This is a genomic window from Rathayibacter sp. VKM Ac-2805 (genome assembly GCF_009834265.1).
Classification (GTDB): domain Bacteria; phylum Actinomycetota; class Actinomycetes; order Actinomycetales; family Microbacteriaceae; genus Rathayibacter.
Genome location: NZ_CP047185.1, coordinates 1,232,261 through 1,250,667, shown reverse-complemented (window position 1 = coordinate 1,250,667; position 18,407 = coordinate 1,232,261). Strand labels below are relative to the sequence as shown.

The window sequence follows — 18,407 nt, the reverse complement described above, 5'->3', positions numbered from 1 at the left end:
CACAGGTGGCATCTCGCGGAGGGGGTCAGTCGCGCGGGTCGCGGGTGGGGACTCCGCGGGTGTCGCGCGTGGGCACTCCGCGAGTGTCGCGGGTCGGGGTGTCCCGCAGGTCGATGAGACCCGTGAACATCGCGCCGCGCTCGTTCGAGCGCTCGTCGCCCGAGAACAGGTTGTCCGGGGCGGAGGACCCGTGCCGGCGCGGGGTCGTGGCGGGAGCGGGCTCCCGCTCCATCTCGACGCGCTGACGCGGCAGAGCGACGGGGTCGTTCTCGTGCAGCCACGAGACGAGCCGCTCGCGCACGTAGCAGCGCAGGTCGAAGAGCGTCGGCGCGTCCTTGGCGGTGACGAGCACCCGGATCCGGACGAAGCCGCCCGTCGCGTCGGTCACCTGCAGCACGCTGGTGCGCCGGTCCCAGAGGTCGGTCTCCTCGAGCATGCGGTGCAGCTCCTCGCGCATCTGCTCGGGGCTGACCCGCCAGTCCAGGTCGAGCTCGACGGCGCCGAGCAGCTCGGACCCGGTGCGGGTCCAGTTCTGGAACGGCTGGGTCGTGAAGTAGTTCGTGGGCAGCACCAGGCGGCGGTCGTCCCAGAGGTGGACGACGACGTAGGTCAGCGTGATCTCCTCGATCCGCCCCCACTCGGTCTCGACGATCACCACGTCGTCCAGGCGGATGGCGTCGCTGAAGGCGAGCTGCATCCCGGCGAAGATGTTCGTGAGGCTCGACTGCGCGGCCAGGCCCGCCACGATCGAGAGCACGCCGGCCGAGGCCAGGAGGCTCGCACCGGCCGTGCGGGCCTCGGGGAAGGTCAGCAGCGAGGCGCCGATCGCGATGACCACGACGGCCGCCACGGCGACCCTCCGGATGATCGTCATCTGCGTGCGGAGGCGGCGTGCCCGGCGGTTGTCGGCCGTGTCGGTCCGGTAGCGCTCGGCGCCCAGGTCCTCGAGGAACACGAACAGGGATCCGATCACCCACGCCGCCGCGCCGATCGTGGCGATCTGGAACACCCGCTGCACGAGACCCGGCCAGGGGTCGCCCGACACGGTGGCGGCGAGCGCGGCCCAGACCGCGATGGTCATCAGCAGCACGCGGAACGGGATGCGCAGACGCCGGATCAGCAGGCGCGCCCAGGTCTTGCGCTTGCCGACCGAGCGCAGGACGAGGGCGACGACGGCGGTCGCGACCACGGCGATCACGACCGCGATCACCACGGCGAGCGCGATCGAGCCGATCACGGGGAGGACGTCTTCGGGCACATCGGTCCTTTCTGGAGGGGAAAACGGAAGCGAACGGAGATCCTGCCACGCGAACGGGGGTCGGTGCGCGTCCTGCGCCGGACACCGTGCGGATGCTCAGGCGCTGCCGATCCCGCTCCTCCGCCGCGCGCGCCGTCAGGATCCTGCAAGCGGCCGGGAGCCGTCGCCGGCCTGCAGCCCTGGTCGGCGGGCCGGCGGAGGCGCCTCCACGGGTCCGGTCGGGCCCGGACTGACCCCGGGAACAGCCGGCCCCGGGAACGACGAAGCCCCGCACCTCACGAGGAGGTGCGGGGCTGGTGGTGCACCCCCTCGGACTTGAACCGAGAACCCACTGATTAAGAGTCAGTTGCTCTGCCGATTGAGCTAGAGGTGCATTTCGTCCGGCTGATCGTGCGTGCCGAACCGAGGGATCACACTACCAGCGTCTCCCCCCGTCTCGTCAAATCGAGCGCGGCGGACCGCCCGCGGCGACGATCGGAGCCTCCGCGGGGCCCACCGGTATCGTGGGCGTGTGACCCCCCAGAGCGCTGACCAGAGCTTCGACGACGACCTCCGACTCGCCCTCCGCCTGGCGGACGCGGCCGATGCGATCTCGCGGGAGCGGTTCGGCGCGCTCGACCTCGTCGTGGACACGAAGCTCGACCGCACCCCGGTCACCGACGCCGACCGCGCCGTCGAGGAGGCGATCCGCTCGCTGCTCGCCGCCGAGCGCCCGGACGACGCGATCCTCGGCGAGGAGTTCGGCACCTCGGGCGAGGCCTCGCGGCAGTGGATCCTCGACCCGATCGACGGCACCGCCCACTTCCTCCGCGGCGTCCCGATCTGGGCGACCCTGATCGCGCTCGCGGTCGACGGCGTCCCCGTCGTCGGAGTCGTCTCCGCTCCCGCTCTCGGCACGCGCTGGTGGGCGGCCGAGGGCTCGGGTGCCTGGGCCGTCGAGCTGGAGGCCGGGGCCGAGCCGCGCCCGCTCCGCGTCTCGGGGATCGACACCCTCGCCTCGGCGACCTTCAGCTACAACAGCATCCAGCAGTGGGACGGCGCGGGCCGCCTCCCGCAGCTGCTCGAGCTCGCCGGCGCCGTCTGGCGCGACCGGGCCTACGGAGACGCGTGGCCCTACATGCTCGTCGCCGAGGGGCTCCTCGACGGTGCGGGCGAGTTCGACGTGAAGCCCTACGACCTGGCCGCCCTGGTGCCGATCGTGCAGGAGGCCGGCGGCCGCTTCACCTCCGCCGACGGGGAGGACGGGCCGTGGCACGGCAGCGCCGTCGCCACCAACGGACTGCTGCACGACGAGGTGCTCGCGATCGTGGCGCCGCGATGAGGAGCCGGACGGCCGCGCTCGCCTCGGCGGCGCTCCTCCTGCTCCTCTCGGGCTGCTCCTCCGTCGTCGGGCCGGACGGTCCCGAGGCCGTGCGCGACGAGGGCGGCACGGTGGCGACCGCCGGCGTCACCGACGTGTTCTCGCTGCGCCGCGGCGACTGCCTGGCCGACCCGGGCGACGACCGCATCGCCGACGTCGACGTCGTGCCGTGCGCCGAGGAGCACGCGCTGGAGGTCTTCCACACGTTCGCGCAGCCCGGAGACCGCTACACCAGCCGCAACACGCTGCTCGCCCAGGCCGAGGCGGGCTGCGAGCCGGAGTTCGGCGCTGTGATGGGGATCGCCTACGGGGACTCCGCCCTCGAGTACCGCTCGCTGGTCCCCTCCGAGGTCGGCTGGCGCCACGGCGACCGCACGATCGTCTGCGCCGTCCTCGATCCGGCCGACGACTCCACCACCGGCAGCCTCTTCGGCTCCGCTCGCTGACCACGGCTCCGGTCGACCCCCCGTTCGGCTCATTGACACGCGCCCCGGCGGAGCGCAGGGTGAAGGGACGACCGGCAGGCGCGAGGGGGCGCGGAGACCGGCGGCTCAGGAGTCGACATGCAGGACCGGCACGACCAGGAACCCCCCGAGCGCTCGCGCACGGCCGAGCAGCACTGGGGACCGGCGGACAGCCTGTTCCCGAGGCTCCACCGGCAGAGCTCCCTGCTCGCCGCGGCGGAGGCTGTCGCGCAGGTCGACGGGCCCGGCCCGGGCGACGTCTGGTCGCGGCTCCTGCACGACTACGCCAACGCCTCCGACCGCGTCGTCTCGGTGGACGGCGACGCCGAGGCCGCCACGCTCGGCTGGCTGAAGCCGCGCGGTGTGGTCTCGCTGCTGGTCACCGAGCGGTGCGACGACGACGCCGCCGCCGAGCACCTGGTGGCCGCGCTCGCCGCGATGAACGCCGTGACCCTCTCCGTGCACGAGGCGCGAGCAGTACGCCTCCGTCCTCTGCTGGAGGTGCTGCACCGGCTCCTGCCCGACGCGTTCGCCGAGCTGCCGGTGGACCGCAGCGCCCACTACCCGGCCGGCACCGCCGTCGCTGTGCTGGCGCCGGGTGTGCTCTACCGGGACTGGACCCCGCCGCAGGCTCTCGCCGGCCCGGCGCACGACGACGACGACCGGCTGGCGATGCTCACCCTCTACGGGCGGATCAGACAGCTCGACGTGCGCCCGTCGTGAGGGCGGCGGAGCGGAGCTCCCAGTGTGCGACGACGACCGGTGGTGGAGATGGGGGGAATCGAACCCCCGTCCATCGCTGTGATTCTGCGCCTTCTACGGGTGTAGCCGATGAGAGCGTTCTGCTCGGCCCCGACCGTTACCATCGGCGCATCGGTCGACGGGCCCAGCCCGAGTGCAAGTCCCGCGTCGCCCTCAGGCGTAACGACGCAGCAAGTCCTCTAGATGACGCCAGGATCCGGGGCGAGGACGCACCCACGGGCTGACGGACTATCTACTCTGGCTTAGGCAGCGAGAGCGAAGTCGGTGCGCTTCTGTTCGGCACCTGTGTTTTCCAGGGATCGTTGACGAGATGACCCTGGATCCTCGACCCGCTTCTCGCAGTTTCGCAGGCAATGTCGAAACCGATCATCCCCGCGAGCACTCGACGGCCCGGAGGCCGCTGGAGTGGGTCGTTCGTCGCACACTGTGGAGTTACGAGTCCTAGTCTACCTCAGCTCCGCGGGCGGTCACCCGGCGGCGGCGCAGATCGAGCAGACCCAGCACGAGCGCGAGCGCGATCAGCCCGAGGGTGACGAAGTAGCCGTTGCGGAAGGCATCGTGGTAGCGGTCCAGCCCCTCCGCCATCCCCTGCTCGCTCGCCAGCGTCGCGAAGAAGACGGCGGAGGCGCAGGCGGTGCCGACCGCGGTGCCCACGCGCTGGCCGAGCTGGCCCACGGAGCCCGCCACGCCGCCCTGCGTCGGCGGGATCTCGGCGAGGGTGAGCGTCTGGTTCGGCGACACGACGAAGCCGCCGCCGGCCCCGGCGACGAGCATCGCGGCACCCATGCCGTAGGCCGCGGTCTCGGCCGGGAGGAGCTCGGCGGCGAGCAGCACGAGCGTGAAGCCGATGACCACGAGCACGATGCCGAGCACCACCAGTGCGCGGCCGTAGCGCTGCACGAGCTTGCCGCCGTACCAGGCGGTCACCGCCGAGGTCAGCGCGAACGGGATGCTCACCATGCCGGCGAACACCGGCTCGAGGCCGAGCCCCTGCTGGAGGAAGAGCGTGGTGAGGAGGAAGGTCGCCGGGATCGCGGCGAAGTAGGAGGTCGCGACCAGGATGCCGTTGCGGTAGGAGCTCGTCCGGAAGATGCGGAAGTCGATGACGGGCGTCCGCTCCGACGCGGCGTAGTGCGCCTCCCAGCGCACGAAGACGGCGGCGGCGGCCGCGGCGAGGACCAGCCAGAACCAGCGGTAGGGCGAGTCCGAGGAGGAGCCCGTGGTCAGCAGGAACGGCAGCATGAACGCGAAGATCGCGACCGCCAGCAGGAGCAGGCCGACCGGGTCGAGGGACCGGTCCCCCTCGGGCCGCGAGCGCTTCTTCGGGATGAGCTTCCAGGCGAAGACCAGCGCGGCGACGCCCAGCGGGATGTTCATCCAGAACAGCAGGCGCCAGCCGTCCTGCTCGCCGCCGATCGCGATCAGGAGGCCGCCGAGGGTCGGGCCGAAGGCGGTCGACAGGCCGATGGTCGCGCCGAAGACCCCGAAGGCCCGGGCACGCTCGGCGCCGGTGAACATCTGCTGCACCAGCCCGAGGACCTGGGGCATCTGGATGCCCGCGGCGACGCCCTGCAGGAAGCGCGCGACGACGAGCAGCTCGATCGACGGCGCGAGCGCGCAGAGCAGGCTCGTCACCGTGAACGCGGTCAGCCCGATGAGGAACAGCAGGCGGCGCGAGCGGATGTCGCCCAGCCGACCGGCCGGCACGAGCGCCAGTCCGAAGGCGAGCGCGTAGCCCGCGACGATCAGCTGCAGCTGGCTCGCGTCCGCTCCGAGCGAGCGCTCGATCGACGGCAGGCCGACGTTGACCTTCGAGAGGTCGAGGATCGTGATGGCCGCGACTCCGACGCTCACCGCGAAAGCGCGCCACCGCGTCTTCTCGTCGGCGGCGCTCAGGGCGGCGGGGGCGCTGTTCTCGGGGGAGGTCACGCGCCCCAGTCTCCCAAAGCACGGCGCGCGAAGAAGAGGCTTGCGCGGCACCCGTCGGACATCGCCCGCCGGGGCCTACTCGCCGAGGCGGCGGCGGGTCGACATCGCGCGGTCCGCCTCGCGGCGGTCCTGGCGCTCGCGGAGGACCTGGCGCTTGTCGTAGTCCTTCTTGCCCTTGGCCACGGCCAGCTCGACCTTGGCCTTGCCGTCGCTGAAGTACAGCGAGAGCGGGATCAGCGTGTACCCGCCCTCCTTCACCTTGTTGTGGATCTTGAGGATCTGCGCCTTGTGCAGCAGCAGCTTGCGCTTGCGGCGCGGCGGGTGGTTCGTCCAGGTGCCCTGCGCCCACTCGTTGATGTGGACGGCGTCGAGCCACGCCTCTCCCCCGTCGACGAAGGCGTAGCCGTCGACCAGCGAGGCTCGGCCGGCCCGGAGGGACTTCACCTCGGTGCCGGTGAGCACGAGGCCCGCCTCGTAGGTGTCCTCGATGAGGTAGTCGTGGCGCGCCTTGCGGTTGGTCGCGACGACCTTCTGTCCCTGTTCTCTGGGCACGGCTGCTCCTCGGGTCGCGAGCGGATGAAGGGGGCGGGCATCGTCGGGGCGATGCACCGGTGGGCCGCCCCGAACGGGACAGCCCACCAGTATACGTCCGGTCCGGGATCAGACCCGCAGGTACCGCGCGATCGCGACGTTCGCCGAGACGGCGGCCAGGACGATGCCGACCACGATCAGGATCGGCACGACGATCAGAGCGTCGTCGAGTCCCACGAAGGAGGTCAGCGGGATCCGGTACGCCAGGAACCCCTGCACGAAGACCTGCACGATGGCGACCACCGCGACTCCCGCGAGGATCGAGCCGACCAGCGCGGCGAAGACCCCCTCGAGGATGAACGGGGTCTGGATGAACCTGTTCGAGGCCCCCACCAGCCGCATGATGCCCAGCTCCCGTCTCCGCGAGAACGCCGAGAGGCGGATCGTGGTGGCGATGAGCAGCACGGCTGCGACGAGCATCAGGACGGCGATGCCGATCGCCGTGTAGCTCGCCGCGTTGAGGATCGAGAAGATCTGGTCGAGGTACTGCCGCTGGTCGGTGACGCTCTCGACTCCCGAGACGCTCGACAGGCTCTCCACGATGACGTCCGACTGGGTCGGGTCCTTCAGGTTGATCCAGAAGGTCTGGTTGAGCAGGTCGGGAGTGACGTACTCGGCGACCGGGTTGCCCGCGAACTGCTCCTGGAAGTTCGCGTAGGCCTGGTCGTGGTCCTCGAAGTAGGAGCGGTCGATGTACGGCGCGAGCGTGGCGCCCTCGAGCTGGCCCTGCACCGCGTCGATCTGCTCGGCGGTGGCGTCGGAGCCGCTGCAGTTCGAGCCACCGGAGGTGGCGGTGCACATGTACACCGCGACCTGCGCCTTGTCGTACCAGAAGTTCTTCATCTGGCCGATCTGCATCTGGAGCAGGATCGCCGTGCCGACGAAGGTGAGGGAGATGAAGGTCACCAGGATCACCGAGACGACCATGGAGACGTTGCGCCGGAGGCCGCTGGCGACCTCCGACCAGATCAGTGCGAATCTCACTTGACGGGTCCTACGTTCTGCTGGTCGTCGCCGGTCTCGTCGCCCTCGCCCGCGTGGGCGCGGAGGCCGAGGCGCGCGGCGAGCGACTCCTCGGGCAGGGCGCCGGTGTCGGCGGGGAGGAAGATCGGACCGGTCTGGCTCTGCAGCTCGACGACGCGCGGGGCGGCGGCGGGCTCGGCGGCCGGCTCCGGCTCGCGCTCCGGCTCGACGGCGGCGGAGCGGCGGCCCTCGGGGACGCGGGGCTGGGCGGCGGTCTGCGAGAGGCGGGCCGGCTCGATCGGCGGGGCCGGGGCCTCCTGGCGCAGGTCGACCTCGGGGACCTCGGCGGGCGCGAGCTCGCTGTCGATGATCGCCGGGGGCGCCGGCTGCTCGGCGACCGCGTGGTCGTCGGCCGCCACGACCACGACGCCGTCGTGGACGACGGTGATGCTCTCGGTCTGGCCGTAGCCGCCCTGGCTCTCGTCGCGGACGATGCTGCCGGCCGAGAGCTCGATGACGCGGCGCTTCATCTGGTCGACGATGCCGGCCTCGTGGGTCGCCATGATCACGGTCGTGCCGCCCGCGTTGATCCGCTCGAGCAGTGCCATGATGCCGGCGCTCGTGGTCGGGTCGAGGTTGCCCGTGGGCTCGTCGGCCAGCAGGACGGCCGGCTTGTTGACGACGGCACGGGCGATCGCCACGCGCTGCTGCTCGCCGCCGGAGAGCTCGTGGGGCAGGCGCGACGCCTTGCCCGCGAGGCCCACCATCTTGAGCGTGTCCGGGACGGCCTCCTGGATGTAGCCCTTCGACTTGCCGATCACCTGGAGGCTGAACGCGACATTGTCGAAGACGGACTTGTTCGGCAGCAGCCGGAAGTCCTGGAACACGACGCCCATGTTGCGACGGAAGTACGGGACCTTGCGGCTCGAGATCTTGCCGAGGTTCTGCCCGAGCACGTGGATCGACCCGGAGGAGGGGCGCTCCTCCTTGAGGATCAGGCGGAGGCAGCTGGACTTGCCGGAGCCGGAGGCGCCGACGAGGAAGACGAACTCGCCCCGGAGGATCTCGAGATCGATGGCGTTGAGGGCGGGTCTCGTGCCGCCCCGATACTGCTTGGAGACGTTGTCGAAGCGAATCATGTCGGTACGAGGGTAAGCGACGATCCCGAAGAGTCCGCCGAGGGGGCGCGCGGCGCGTCGGTGGGGACGCGCCCGAGCCGCGCTAGGAGGACTTCCGCCAGCGGATCCCGGCGGCGATGAAGCCGTCCAGATCGCCGTCGAACACGTGCGAGGGGTTGCCGACCTCGTGGTCGGTGCGCAGGTCCTTCACCATCTGGTACGGAGCGAGGACGTAGCTGCGCATCTGGTCGCCCCAGCTCGCGGTGATGGTGCCGGCGAGCTCCTTCTTGGTGGCCGCCTCCTGCTCCTTCTGCAGCAGCAGGAGCCGCGACTGGAGCACGCGCATCGCCGCGGCGCGGTTCTGGATCTGGCTCTTCTCGTTCTGCATCGACACCACGGTGCCGGTGGGCAGGTGGGTGAGGCGCACCGCGGAGTCGGTGGTGTTCACCGACTGGCCGCCCGGGCCGGAGGAGCGGAAGACGTCCACGCGGATGTCGTTGTCCGGGATCTCGATCGCCCCGGCCTCCTCCATCAGCGGGATGACCTCGACCGCGGCGAAGGAGGTCTGGCGCTTGCCCGCGGCGCCGAAGGGGCTCATCCGCACGAGGCGGTGGGTGCCGGCCTCGACCGAGAGCGTGCCGAAGGCGTAGGGGGCGTCGATCTGGAAGGTGGCCGACTTGATGCCCGCCTCCTCCGCGTAGCTGGCGTCCATGACGGTCGCCGCGTACTTGTGCTTCTCGGCCCAGCGGAGGTACATGCGCATGAGCATCTCGGCGAAGTCGGAGGCGTCGACGCCGCCCGCGCCCGCGCGGATGGTGACCACGGCGGGGCGGTCGTCGTACTCGCCGTCGAGCAGGGTCTGCACCTCGAGCTCGCCCATGACCTTCTGGAGGGAGGAGAGCTCGGCGATCGCCTCCTGCTCGGACTCGGCGTCCTCGGCCTCGTTCGCCATCTCGACGAGCACCTCGAGGTCGTCCAGGCGCCGGTCGATCGCGGTGATCCGCGCGAGCTCGGACTGGCGGTGGCTGAGGGCGCTGGTCACCTTCTGCGCGTTGGCCGTGTCGTCCCACAGGTCGGGGGCGCCGGCCTGCTCGCTGAGCTCGGCGATCTTCGAGCGGAGACCGTCCACGTCGATGACGGCGCGGATGTCGGCGAAGGTGGAGCGGAGAGCAGTGATCTGCTCGGTGAAGTCGTTGTCCAGCATGGTGCGTCCAGACTACCGGGGGCCGGGGGCCGCCCTCCGGCCCGGGCGTACCCTGGGGACGGTGACCAGCACCGCTCCGCGCCCCTTCCCCGTCGGGCCGCTGCTGCTGTCGACCTTCCTCCCCACCCTCCTCTTCTCCATCGGCGAGGGGGCGATCATCCCCCTCCTGCCGGCCGCGGCCGGCGACCTCGGCGCGACGCTGGCCCTGGCGGGCCTCGTGGCGGGGATGATCATGATCGGCGAGCTGGCGGGCGACATCCCCAGCGGCTGGATCGTCTCCCGGATCGGCGAGCGCGGCGCGATGCTCGGAGCCTCGGCCGCGTCGATCCTCGGGCTCGTGGTGTGCCTGCTCTCGACGTCATGGGTCGGGCTGACGATCGGCGTCTTCGTGATCGGCCTCGCGACCGCGGTCTTCGCGCTGGCGCGGCACGCGTTCATGACGTCGTTCGTCCCGATCACGCACCGCGCCCGCGCGCTCAGCGCCCTCGCCGGGGCGTTCCGCGCCGGCTGGCTGATCGGCCCGTTCCTGGCGGCCGGGGTGGTGCACCTCACCGGCTCCGTCGAGTCCGTCTTCTGGGTGCACATCGTCTGCTGCGTGGCGGCGGTCGTGGTCCTGCTGCTCGTGCCCGACCCCGCGACGGTGCTGCGGCGGGCGCAGGCCGCGGCCGACCGCGCCGCTCCGGAGGACGTGGTCGCCGCGGAGGCGTCGGCGACCGTCCCGGAGTCGCCGCAGTCGCTGCTCGGGACGCTGCGCGAGCACCGCGGGGTCCTCGCTCGGATGGGGATCGGCGCCGCCGTGATCGGGGCGCTGCGGGCGAGCCGGACGCTGATCCTCCCCCTCTGGGCGGTGAGCATCGGGCTCGCCGAGACCGACACCGCGATCATCATCGGCATCGCCGGCGCGCTCGACTTCGCCCTCTTCTACGCCGGCGGCCAGCTGATGGACCGCTTCGGCCGGGGCGCCACCGCGATCCCCTCGATGATCGGCCTCGGGCTCGGCCACCTCGCCCTCGCCGCCTCGGTGCTCGCCCTCGATCCGGTGCCCTGGTTCGTCGCCGTGGCCTGCGTGCTCGCGGCCGCGAACGGCATCGGCTCCGGGATCCTGATGACCATCGGCGCCGATCTCGCGCCCCCCGCCGATCCGGCCCCGTTCCTCGGCGCGTTCCGCTTCACCGGCGACGCGGGCAACGCCGCCGCCCCGATCGTCGTGTCGGCGCTCACCGCCCTGATCTCCCTCCCCTTCGCCGCCGTCGTGATGGGGGCGCTCGGTCTGGGCGGAGCGGGGGCGCTCGCCCGCTGGATCCCGCGGTACCTCCCCCGGGCGGCCTCCCGCGGCTGAGGCGCGGGGCCCTCCTCCTACACTGGAGCCCGCACGCGGGAGTGGTGGAATGGCAGACACGCAGGATTTAGGTTCCTGTGCCGAGAGGCGTGAGGGTTCGAGTCCCTCCTTCCGCACGGGATCGGCCGGTACGCTGAGCGCGCTCGCGTGACCGCCGACCGGCCACCGGCCCCCGTCGACTGGAGATCCGTTGAACCACGCCGCCCTCGTCCCCTGGCTCGATCCGGAGACGATCCTGACCTCGTTCGGCCCCTGGGGCGTGCTCGTGGTCTGCCTGATCGTGTTCGCCGAGACCGGGCTCCTGATCGGCTTCCTCTTCCCGGGCGACACGCTGCTGATCATCACGGGCCTGCTGGCGCACGAGAACGCCTCGAACGGCGGCCTCGGCGTCCCGATCTGGCTCATCTGCCTGGCTGTCGGGTTCTCGGCCTTCGTCGGCGGCGAGGTCGGCTACCTGATCGGGCACAAGGCCGGCCCGCGCATCTTCGAGCGCAAGGAGTCCGGCTTCTTCAGCATCGAGAACGTGAAGCGGACCAACGCGTTCTTCGAGCGCTTCGGCGGCCTCGCCGTGATCCTCGCGCGCTTCGTGCCGATCGTCCGCACCTTCGCGCCGATCGCGGCCGGCGTGGCCCACATGAACTACCGCAAGTACAGCCTCTACAACCTCATCGGCGCCCTGATCTGGGGCAGCGGGGTCACCCTGATCGGGTGGCTGCTCGCCTTCATCCCGCCGGTCGCCGACTTCGTCTCGCACTACATCGACGTGATCCTGATCGGCGCGGTCGTGCTCGCGCTGGTGCCGACGCTGTTCCACTTCTTCCAGCAGCAGCGCAAGGCGAAGCTCGCCGCGGACCCCGAGACCGACTCGAGCGAGTCGGCCGCCTACGTGCTCGACGCCGACACGCTGGACGACAAGCACCCGAAGTCCTGACCTCCGCCTCCGCGAGATGCCACTCGCGTACGCGACACGCCGACAGGCGTGCACCGGAGTGGCATCCCGCGGTGGGAACCCGCCGGGTCAGAGCCGGGCGGACAGGGCGGCGAGCTCGGCGCGCAGCGCGGTGAAGGCGCGGGCGCGGTGGCTCCGGGCGTTCTTCTGCTCGGGAGCGAGCTCGGCCGCCGTGAGCGCCCCGGCCTCGGGGACGAACACCGGGTCGTAGCCGTGGCCGTTCGCACCGCGCGGCGCCGTCGCGATCGCGCCGTCCCAGCGGCCCTCGACCACCGTCTCCTGCCCGCCGGGGAGCACGGAGTCCGGCACCACGAGGGCGATGGTGCAGCTGAAATGCGCACCGCGGTGCTCCGCCTTCACGTCGTGCAGCTGCGCCAGGAGGAGCTCGAGGTTGGCCGTCGCGTCGTGCGCGCGTCCCGACCAGCGGGCCGAGAAGATGCCGGGGGCGCCGCCGAGGACGTCGACGCAGATCCCGGAGTCGTCCGCGAGCGCCACGAGGCCGGTGTGCGCCGACGCCGCGCGCGCCTTGATCAGCGCGTTCTCGGCGAAGCTCACGCCGTCCTCGACGGGCTCGGGTCCGTCGTAGGCGCGGACGCCGACCCCGGGGAGGGCGCCGGCCAGCATGGCGCGGAACTCCTCCACCTTGCCCGCGTTGTGCGTGGCGAGGACGAGGTCCAGGCTCACGCGCCGGGCTCCCCGGCGAGCGCCTCGGCCTGGATGCGCGCGAGGTCGGAGGCGCCGGCGACCGCGAGGTCGAGCAGAGCGTCGAGCTCGCGGCGGTCGAACGGGGCCCCCTCGGCGGTGCCCTGCACCTCGACGAACAGGCCGCGTCCAGTGACGACGACGTTCATGTCGGTCTCGGCGCGCACGTCCTCGACATAGGCCAGGTCGAGCATCGGCACGCCGTCGATGATGCCGACCGACACCGCCGTGAGGCTGTCGATCAGCGGCTGCGCCTTCTGCCCCACGTACTTCTTGCCGCGCGCCCACTCGATCGCGTCGGCCATCGCCACGTACGCGCCGGTGATCGCCGCAGTGCGGGTGCCGCCGTCGGCCTGGAGGACGTCGCAGTCGATGACGAGGGTGTTCTCGCCGAGCGCCTTCGTGTCGACCACCGCGCGCAGGCTCCGGCCGATCAGCCGGGAGATCTCGTGCGTGCGCCCGCCGACCTTCCCCTTGACCGACTCGCGATCCATGCGGGAGTTGGTGGAGCGGGGCAGCATCGCGTACTCGGCGGTGACCCAGCCCTTGCCCTTGCCCTGCAGCCAGCGCGGCACGCCGTTGGTGAAGGAGGCGGTGCAGAGCACCTTGGTGTTCCCGAACGAGACGAGCGCGGATCCCTCGGCCTGGGTGCTCCAGCCGCGCTCGATCGTCACGGTGCGCAGCTCGTCGGGCGCACGCCCGTCCTTGCGCGCGGCCTTCGATGCGGTGCTGTCGGTCACTCGGGTCTCCCTCGGTCGTGCGGGAGCGCGGCCCGGTCGAGCTCGCGCAGGTTGATGGTGCCGGTCTCGACGAGGTCGACGCTCGAGACCTCCGGTCCGAGGAAGCGGCGGGCGAGGCGGACGAAGTCGCTCGAGCCCGTCTCCTCCCACCGGTAGGTCGGCGGCGCGGCGGAGGTGCGCTGCAGGCCGTGCGCCACGAGGGTCCGGTAGACGTCGAGCGCGGTCTCCTCGGCGCTCGAGACGAGGCGGACGTCCGGCCCCATCACATACGCGATCGCACCGCGCAGCAGCGGGTAGTGGGTGCAGCCCAGGACGAGCGTGTCGACCCCCGCGGCCTTGAGCGGCGCGAGGTACTCCTCCGCCACCGCGAGAAGCTCGTCGCTCCAGGTGACGCCCGCCTCGACGAACTCGACGAAGCGCGGGCAGGCGGCGGTGAACAGCTGCAGGTCGGGCGCGGCGACGAAGGCGTCGTCGTAGGCGCGGGAGCGGATCGTCCCGACCGTGCCGATCACGCCGACGCGGCGGTTGCGGGTGTCGCGGACAGCGCTGCGGACGGCGGGCTGGATGACCTCGATCACCGGGATGCCGCGGCCGAGCGTGTAGCGCTCGCGGGCGTCGCGCATCATCGCGGCCGAGGCGGTGTTGCAGGCGATGACGAGCAGCTTGGCGCCCTGGTCGACCAGCGTGTCGAGGGTGTCGAGGGCGTAGGCGCGGACGTCGGCGAGCGGCTTGGGCCCGTAGGGCGAGTGCGCGGTGTCGCCCAGGTAGACGATCGACTCGTTCTGCAGCTGGTCGATCACGGAGCGGGCGACGGTGAGCCCGCCGACTCCGGAGTCGAAGATGCCCAGCGGTGCGTCCGTCACGGGGGAACAGCCTACCCGCGCCCTGCGGCCCGGTCCCGGCCGCACGCCGTTCCGGGGCCGGGCGGCGTGCGCAAGCCCCGGCGCCCGCGCCTGGGCTGCTCGGGGGCGGCCGTGGAACACTGAGCGGATGGACTCCACGGCCTTCCTCACCGACCGGTACGAGCTCACGATGGTCGAGGGCGCCCTCGGCAGCGGCACCGCCGACCGCCGCTGCATGTTCGAGGTGTTCGCCCGGAGCCTGCCGCCCGGACGCCGCTACGGCGTGCTCGCCGGGACCGGCCGGCTCCTCGAGCTGATCTCCCGCTTCCGCTTCGGCGACGACGAGCTGTCCTGGCTCCGCGAGAACCGCGTGGTCGACTCCCGCACGCTGGACTGGCTCGCCGACTACCGCTTCCGCGGCGACGTCTGGGGCTACCGCGAGGGTGAGGTCTACCTCCCGGGCTCCCCCGTGCTCATCGTCGAGGCGCCCTTCGCCGACGGCGTGCTGCTGGAGACCCTGGTGCTCAGCGTCCTCAACCACGACAGCGCCGTGGCGAGCGCCGCCGCGCGGATGGTCTCGGCCGCCGACGGGCGACCGCTCGCCGAGATGGGCTCGCGCCGCGCCGGTGAGCGGTCCGCCGTCGCGGCCGCTCGCGCCGCCTACATCGCCGGATTCGGCGCCTCCTCGAACCTGGAGGCGGGCCGCAGCTTCGGCGTGCCCACGATGGGCACCTCCGCGCACTCCTTCACCCTCCTCCACGACTCGGAGGAAGAGGCGTTCCGCGCGCAGGTCGCCGCGCTCGGCCCCGGCACGACCCTCCTGGTGGACACCTACGACGTGACAGCCGCCGTCGACCTGGCGGTCCGCGTCGCCGGCACCGGCCTCGGCGCTGTGCGCATCGACTCCGGCGACCTCCCCCAGCAGGTGGCCGCCGTCCGGCAGCAGCTGGACGCGCTCGGCGCGACCGGCACGCGCATCACCGTCACCAACGACCTCGACGAGTACGGGATCGCCGCGCTCGCGGCCTCACCGGTCGACTCCTACGGCGTCGGCACCTCGGTGGCGACGGGCTCGGGCCACCCGACGGCGGGCATGGTCTACAAGCTGGTCGCGCACGAGGACGACGCGGGCGAGTGGGTCGCGGTGGCGAAGAAGTCGGTCTCGAAGGCGTCGATCGGCGGACGGAAGGCCGCCGGCCGTCTGCTCTCCGACGACGGGATCGCCGAGGCCGAGGTCGTGCACGTGGGCGCCGGCCCCGAGGGCGCCGTCGGCGAGGGCGAGCGGGCGCTGCTCGTCCCCCTGATCGAGGACGGGACGATCCGTCCCGAGCACCTCGGCATCGAGGGAGTGGCGGCAGCCCGCGCGCACCACGCCAACGCGGTCCTCGAGCTGCCGATCGACGCGCTCCGGCTCGGCCGCGGCGAGCCCGTCATCCCGACCCGCTACGAGTGAGCGGGCGGGCGCTCACTTCATCTTCGCGTAGATCTCCTTGCAGGCCGGGCACACCGGGAACTTCTCCGGGTCGCGGCCCGGGAGCCACTTCTTGCCGCAGAGCGCGCGGACCGGCTTGCCGGTGATGGCGCTCTCGAGGATCTTGTCCTTCGGCACGTAGTGGGAGAAGCGCTCGTGGTCGCCCGGCTCGATGGACTCCTGGTTGAGGAGCTCCTCGAGCTCGCGGTCGAGCGTGGCGGTTCCTCCGCCTCCCTCGAGGGGGTCGGTGCTGCTGTTCTGGACGCGCGGAATCATGCCGACGATCCTACGCGCGGAGCCCGGGCCCGCGGCCGTGCGCTCCGGATCGGGCGGCGCTAGTAGCGGCTGGTGAACGCGACCAGCTCGGTCGCGCGGCGCTCGAACAGCCGGCCGCCGAGGAGCACGCCGAGGGCGAAGACGACCACGGCGCTGCCGAAGCCGACGAGCACGGCGTCGCCCGCCGCCTCCGGGTCGACGAACAGGGCCCGGACGCCGAGCACCACGGCCGGAGCCGAGAGGAGCAGCCCCAGGCCGAACGCGAGGGACTGCGGACCGGCGCCACTGGCTCCGGGGGCCTGGGGCTGCGTGAACGCGCTGTCGCCCGGGCGCGGAGCCGGATAGGCGAGCCGTGCCGAGACGGCGCTGGCGACGCCGGCGGGGACGAGCAGGAGGCAGGTGTTCACCGCGAGCACGACGGGCAGCGCATCGCGGAGCCCCGAGGTCGCGCTGCTGATCAGCGAGCCGAGCACGACGACCGGCACGCCGAGCAGGAGGGTCGGGAAGGCGCGGCCGAGCCGGTCCGACCAGCCGCGGACGCCCGCGGCCACGTGGAGCCAGAACGCCGAGCCGTCGTAGGCGACGTCGTTGTGCAGGAACCAGCCGAGGAACAGCGCGATCAGCGGGACCGGGAGCAGCGAGAGCAGCGGGAAGGGGACGCCGACGACCGCGAGCAGCAGCAGGGCCGCGACCGGCAGCACCGGCACGGCGACGAGCGACGCCTGATAGCGCGGATCCCGGAGCCAGTAGGTGATGCTGCGCGCCGCGATCGCGCCGGTCCGGGTCGAGCCGAGGACGTCGAACCAGCCCAGCCGGAGGCCGCGCGGCGGCCGGTGCGTGCGCTCGGGGCGCTCCGTCAGCAGGCGGACGACGAGCCACCAGAGCGCGCCCGCCGCGACGAGCGTCGCCAGGGCCAGCAGGAGCGGGCCGAGCGCGTCGCCGGTCCGGGCGGCCGGGGCGATCATCCACGCCGCACCGAACGGAGTGGCCCCCACCGCCGCACCCCAGCGCTCGAGCACCGGGGTGTCCCCCGTGTCGACCAGCGCCGCGGCACCGAGGGCGGCGGGACCGCCGAGCATCAGCACCAGGCCGAGGACGGCCAGCAGCTCGCGGGCGGTCCTGGAAGGGACGAGGGCTGCGGAGGCGGCGAGGCCGATCCGCGCGAAGAGCGAGGCCGTCGCCACCGCGAGGAGCGGGCCGACCACGGCGAAGGCGCCGGCGCCGGGGACGAGCGGCGCGCTCGCGAGCCCGACCACCAGCAGGGCGAGCGTGGGGACCGAGACGAGGCCGGCCAGGGCGAGCGCCCCGGCCAGGCGGAGCGGCGGCAGGCCGAAGAGGCGGAACGCGCGCGGATCCATCGGGTCGAGCGGGCCGAGCAGGAAGGGCAGCACCAGGAAGCCGACGGAGACGAGCCCGCCGGCGGTCACGAGGGCGCCCGCCGCCGCGTCCGAGGAGCGCAGCGCGCCGATCGCTCCGATCAGCAGGGCCGTCACCGCGACGACCACGAGCACGCCCAGGACGGCGCCGGCCGAGCGCGCGGGCCCGGAGCGGAACGCGCCCAGGAGGACGTCGATCCTCAGCCGGAGAAGTCGTGCAGCCACTGCAGCCCCTCGGCGATCTGCTTGCCGCCCGCGAGCTCGAGGAAGCGCTCCTCCAGCGTCGCGGTGCCGGCGACCTCCGCGACCGTTCCGGAGGCGAGCACGCGCCCGCCGACGATCACGGCCACGTCGTCGCAGACGCGCTCGATGAAGTCGAGCCCGTGGCTGGAGAGGACGACGGTGCCGCCGCCCTCGACGAAGCGGCGCAGCACGGTGATGACGGCGGCCGAGGAGACCGGGTCCACCGACTCGAACGGCTCGTCGAGGACCAGTACGCGCGGGGCGTGGATCATCGCCGCCGCGAGGGCGACCTTCTTCGCCATCCCCGCGGAGTAGTCCGAGATCAGGCGCTCCAGCGCGTCGGAGAGGCCGAGCGCCTCGGCCAGCTCGATCGTGCGCTGCTTCGCCGTGGCGAGGTCGATGCCGCGCAGCGCGGCGGAGTAGGCGAGGAACTGGGCGCCGGTGAGCCGGTCGAACAGCCGGAGGCGGTCGGGCAGGACGCCGATCAGCGGTTTCGCGGCCGACGGGTCCTTCCAGACGTCGACGCCGTGCACGAGGACGCGACCGGTGTCGGGGCGCAGAAGGCCCGTCATCATCGAGAGCGTGGTGGTCTTGCCCGCGCCGTTCGGGCCGATGATCCCGTAGAAGGTCCCGGCGCGGACGGCCAGGTCGATGCGGTCGACCGCCACCGTCCTCCCGAAGGTCCGGGTCAGCTGGTGCAGCTCGAAGACGACGGGCGAGGCGCCGTCCGGATCCGCGGCGCCCTCAGCGGGCTCGGCGTTCGTCGCGGACGTCATCCGGCTACGGTACCAACTCGCCCGCGGGCCCCCGGCGCCCGCGC

18 protein-coding genes, 2 tRNA genes and 1 other RNA gene are annotated in these 18,407 nt (G+C 72.4%); 7 read left to right on the top strand and 14 right to left on the bottom strand.

What is annotated here, in order from left to right; genetic code table 11:
• Positions 1 to 25 precede the first annotated feature (25 nt).
• Positions 26 to 1,258 (bottom strand): mechanosensitive ion channel domain-containing protein, encoded by a 1,233-nt coding sequence (locus GSU40_RS05780; RefSeq protein ID WP_208543365.1) that lies wholly within the window; start codon positions 1,256 to 1,258, stop codon positions 26 to 28.
• A gap of 297 nt (positions 1,259 to 1,555) precedes the next feature.
• Positions 1,556 to 1,631: transfer RNA gene (locus GSU40_RS05775), tRNA-Lys, on the bottom strand.
• 138 nt (positions 1,632 to 1,769) lie between these two features.
• Here GSU40_RS05775 and GSU40_RS05770 point away from each other — a divergent pair.
• The 3 genes from GSU40_RS05770 to GSU40_RS05760 all read left to right on the top strand — a co-directional run bounded on the left by GSU40_RS05770 (position 1,770) and on the right by GSU40_RS05760 (position 3,805).
• Positions 1,770 to 2,579 carry an inositol monophosphatase family protein gene (locus tag GSU40_RS05770; protein WP_159913450.1) on the top strand — a complete coding sequence of 270 codons (810 nt, stop codon included), beginning with the start codon at positions 1,770 to 1,772 and terminating at the stop codon, positions 2,577 to 2,579.
• On the top strand, positions 2,576 to 3,064 hold the full coding sequence (locus tag GSU40_RS05765; protein WP_104238162.1) for a septum formation family protein: 489 nt from the start codon (positions 2,576 to 2,578) through the stop codon (positions 3,062 to 3,064). Before GSU40_RS05770 ends, GSU40_RS05765 begins: the two co-directional genes overlap by 4 nt.
• Positions 3,065 to 3,181: 117 nt before the next feature.
• Positions 3,182 to 3,805: a hypothetical protein gene (locus GSU40_RS05760; protein WP_160034052.1), complete on the top strand. Its 624-nt coding sequence runs from the start codon at positions 3,182 to 3,184 to the stop codon at positions 3,803 to 3,805.
• Positions 3,806 to 3,845: 40 nt separating this feature from the next.
• Here GSU40_RS05760 and ssrA read toward each other — a convergent pair.
• From ssrA to prfB, 6 genes are all read right to left on the bottom strand, one after another.
• Positions 3,846 to 4,218, bottom strand: a transfer-messenger RNA (tmRNA) gene (gene ssrA, locus GSU40_RS05755).
• Positions 4,219 to 4,285: 67 nt separating this feature from the next.
• On the bottom strand, positions 4,286 to 5,773 hold the full coding sequence (locus GSU40_RS05750; protein ID WP_160034051.1) for an MFS transporter: 1,488 nt from the start codon (positions 5,771 to 5,773) through the stop codon (positions 4,286 to 4,288).
• 75 nt (positions 5,774 to 5,848) lie between these two features.
• The gene (gene smpB, locus GSU40_RS05745; RefSeq protein WP_104223558.1) at positions 5,849 to 6,325 is read right to left on the bottom strand and encodes an SsrA-binding protein SmpB; all 477 of its coding nucleotides are present in this window, start codon (positions 6,323 to 6,325) and stop codon (positions 5,849 to 5,851) included.
• Positions 6,326 to 6,433: 108 nt separating this feature from the next.
• The gene (gene ftsX / locus GSU40_RS05740) at positions 6,434 to 7,348 is read right to left on the bottom strand and encodes a permease-like cell division protein FtsX (RefSeq protein WP_104223559.1); all 915 of its coding nucleotides are present in this window, start codon (positions 7,346 to 7,348) and stop codon (positions 6,434 to 6,436) included.
• On the bottom strand, positions 7,345 to 8,466 hold the full coding sequence (gene ftsE, locus GSU40_RS05735) for a cell division ATP-binding protein FtsE (RefSeq protein ID WP_160034049.1): 1,122 nt from the start codon (positions 8,464 to 8,466) through the stop codon (positions 7,345 to 7,347). The genes ftsX and ftsE overlap by 4 nt, the downstream gene beginning before the upstream one ends.
• Before the next feature lie 82 nt (positions 8,467 to 8,548).
• Entirely contained in the window at positions 8,549 to 9,649 is a 1,101-nt protein-coding gene (gene prfB, locus GSU40_RS05730; RefSeq protein WP_104226967.1) for a peptide chain release factor 2, read from the bottom strand.
• A gap of 61 nt (positions 9,650 to 9,710) precedes the next feature.
• On the opposite strand from prfB, the gene GSU40_RS05725 reads away from it, so the two are divergent.
• The 3 genes from GSU40_RS05725 (at position 9,711) to GSU40_RS05715 (ending at position 11,919) form a co-directional block, all read left to right on the top strand.
• Positions 9,711 to 10,988 carry an MFS transporter gene (locus tag GSU40_RS05725; RefSeq protein ID WP_244229612.1) on the top strand — a complete coding sequence of 426 codons (1,278 nt, stop codon included), beginning with the start codon at positions 9,711 to 9,713 and terminating at the stop codon, positions 10,986 to 10,988.
• A 35-nt stretch (positions 10,989 to 11,023) separates the two neighbouring features.
• Positions 11,024 to 11,104, top strand: a tRNA-Leu gene (locus tag GSU40_RS05720).
• 74 nt (positions 11,105 to 11,178) lie between these two features.
• Positions 11,179 to 11,919: a VTT domain-containing protein gene (locus tag GSU40_RS05715; protein WP_160034045.1), complete on the top strand. Its 741-nt coding sequence runs from the start codon at positions 11,179 to 11,181 to the stop codon at positions 11,917 to 11,919.
• Positions 11,920 to 12,006: 87 nt separating this feature from the next.
• On the opposite strand, the gene rdgB is transcribed toward GSU40_RS05715, so the two are convergent.
• Genes rdgB through murI form a run of 3 tightly spaced genes read right to left on the bottom strand, consistent with a single transcriptional unit; the run spans position 12,007 to position 14,242 of the window.
• Positions 12,007 to 12,621 carry an RdgB/HAM1 family non-canonical purine NTP pyrophosphatase gene (gene rdgB, locus GSU40_RS05710; protein ID WP_160034043.1) on the bottom strand — a complete coding sequence of 205 codons (615 nt, stop codon included), beginning with the start codon at positions 12,619 to 12,621 and terminating at the stop codon, positions 12,007 to 12,009.
• The gene (gene rph, locus GSU40_RS05705) at positions 12,618 to 13,379 is read right to left on the bottom strand and encodes a ribonuclease PH (RefSeq protein WP_160034041.1); all 762 of its coding nucleotides are present in this window, start codon (positions 13,377 to 13,379) and stop codon (positions 12,618 to 12,620) included. The genes rdgB and rph overlap by 4 nt, the downstream gene beginning before the upstream one ends.
• A complete protein-coding gene (gene murI, locus GSU40_RS05700) occupies positions 13,376 to 14,242 on the bottom strand; it encodes a glutamate racemase (protein ID WP_104223566.1) in 867 nt (288 codons plus the stop codon). Before murI ends, rph begins: the two co-directional genes overlap by 4 nt.
• A 127-nt stretch (positions 14,243 to 14,369) precedes the next feature.
• Here murI and GSU40_RS05695 point away from each other — a divergent pair, with 127 nt between their 5' ends.
• On the top strand, positions 14,370 to 15,674 hold the full coding sequence (locus GSU40_RS05695) for a nicotinate phosphoribosyltransferase (RefSeq protein WP_104262681.1): 1,305 nt from the start codon (positions 14,370 to 14,372) through the stop codon (positions 15,672 to 15,674).
• Positions 15,675 to 15,686: 12 nt separating this feature from the next.
• On the opposite strand, the gene GSU40_RS05690 is transcribed toward GSU40_RS05695, so the two are convergent.
• Genes GSU40_RS05690 through GSU40_RS05680 form a run of 3 tightly spaced genes read right to left on the bottom strand, consistent with a single transcriptional unit; the run spans position 15,687 to position 18,363 of the window.
• A complete protein-coding gene (locus GSU40_RS05690; protein ID WP_104223568.1) occupies positions 15,687 to 15,968 on the bottom strand; it encodes a DUF3039 domain-containing protein in 282 nt (93 codons plus the stop codon).
• A 59-nt stretch (positions 15,969 to 16,027) separates the two neighbouring features.
• Positions 16,028 to 17,569: an ABC transporter permease gene (locus GSU40_RS05685; protein WP_160034039.1), complete on the bottom strand. Its 1,542-nt coding sequence runs from the start codon at positions 17,567 to 17,569 to the stop codon at positions 16,028 to 16,030.
• Positions 17,545 to 18,363, bottom strand: coding sequence for an ABC transporter ATP-binding protein (locus GSU40_RS05680; RefSeq protein WP_159913426.1), 819 nt, complete (start codon positions 18,361 to 18,363; stop codon positions 17,545 to 17,547). The genes GSU40_RS05685 and GSU40_RS05680 overlap by 25 nt, the downstream gene beginning before the upstream one ends.
• Positions 18,364 to 18,407 lie beyond the last annotated feature (44 nt).

Excerpts from the sequence above, each read along its gene's own strand:
- GSU40_RS05765 (WP_104238162.1), top strand. The coding sequence starts at position 2,576 with ATGAGGAGCCGGACGGCCGCGCTCGCCTCGGCGGCGCTCCTCCTGCTC.
- GSU40_RS05760 (WP_160034052.1), top strand. The coding sequence starts at position 3,182 with ATGCAGGACCGGCACGACCAGGAACCCCCCGAGCGCTCGCGCACGGCC.
- ftsE (WP_160034049.1), bottom strand. The coding sequence starts at position 8,466 with ATGATTCGCTTCGACAACGTCTCCAAGCAGTATCGGGGCGGCACGAGA.
- prfB (WP_104226967.1), bottom strand. The coding sequence starts at position 9,649 with ATGCTGGACAACGACTTCACCGAGCAGATCACTGCTCTCCGCTCCACC.
- GSU40_RS05695 (WP_104262681.1), top strand. The coding sequence starts at position 14,370 with ATGGACTCCACGGCCTTCCTCACCGACCGGTACGAGCTCACGATGGTC.
- GSU40_RS05690 (WP_104223568.1), bottom strand. The coding sequence starts at position 15,968 with ATGATTCCGCGCGTCCAGAACAGCAGCACCGACCCCCTCGAGGGAGGC.
- GSU40_RS05680 (WP_159913426.1), bottom strand. The coding sequence starts at position 18,363 with ATGACGTCCGCGACGAACGCCGAGCCCGCTGAGGGCGCCGCGGATCCG.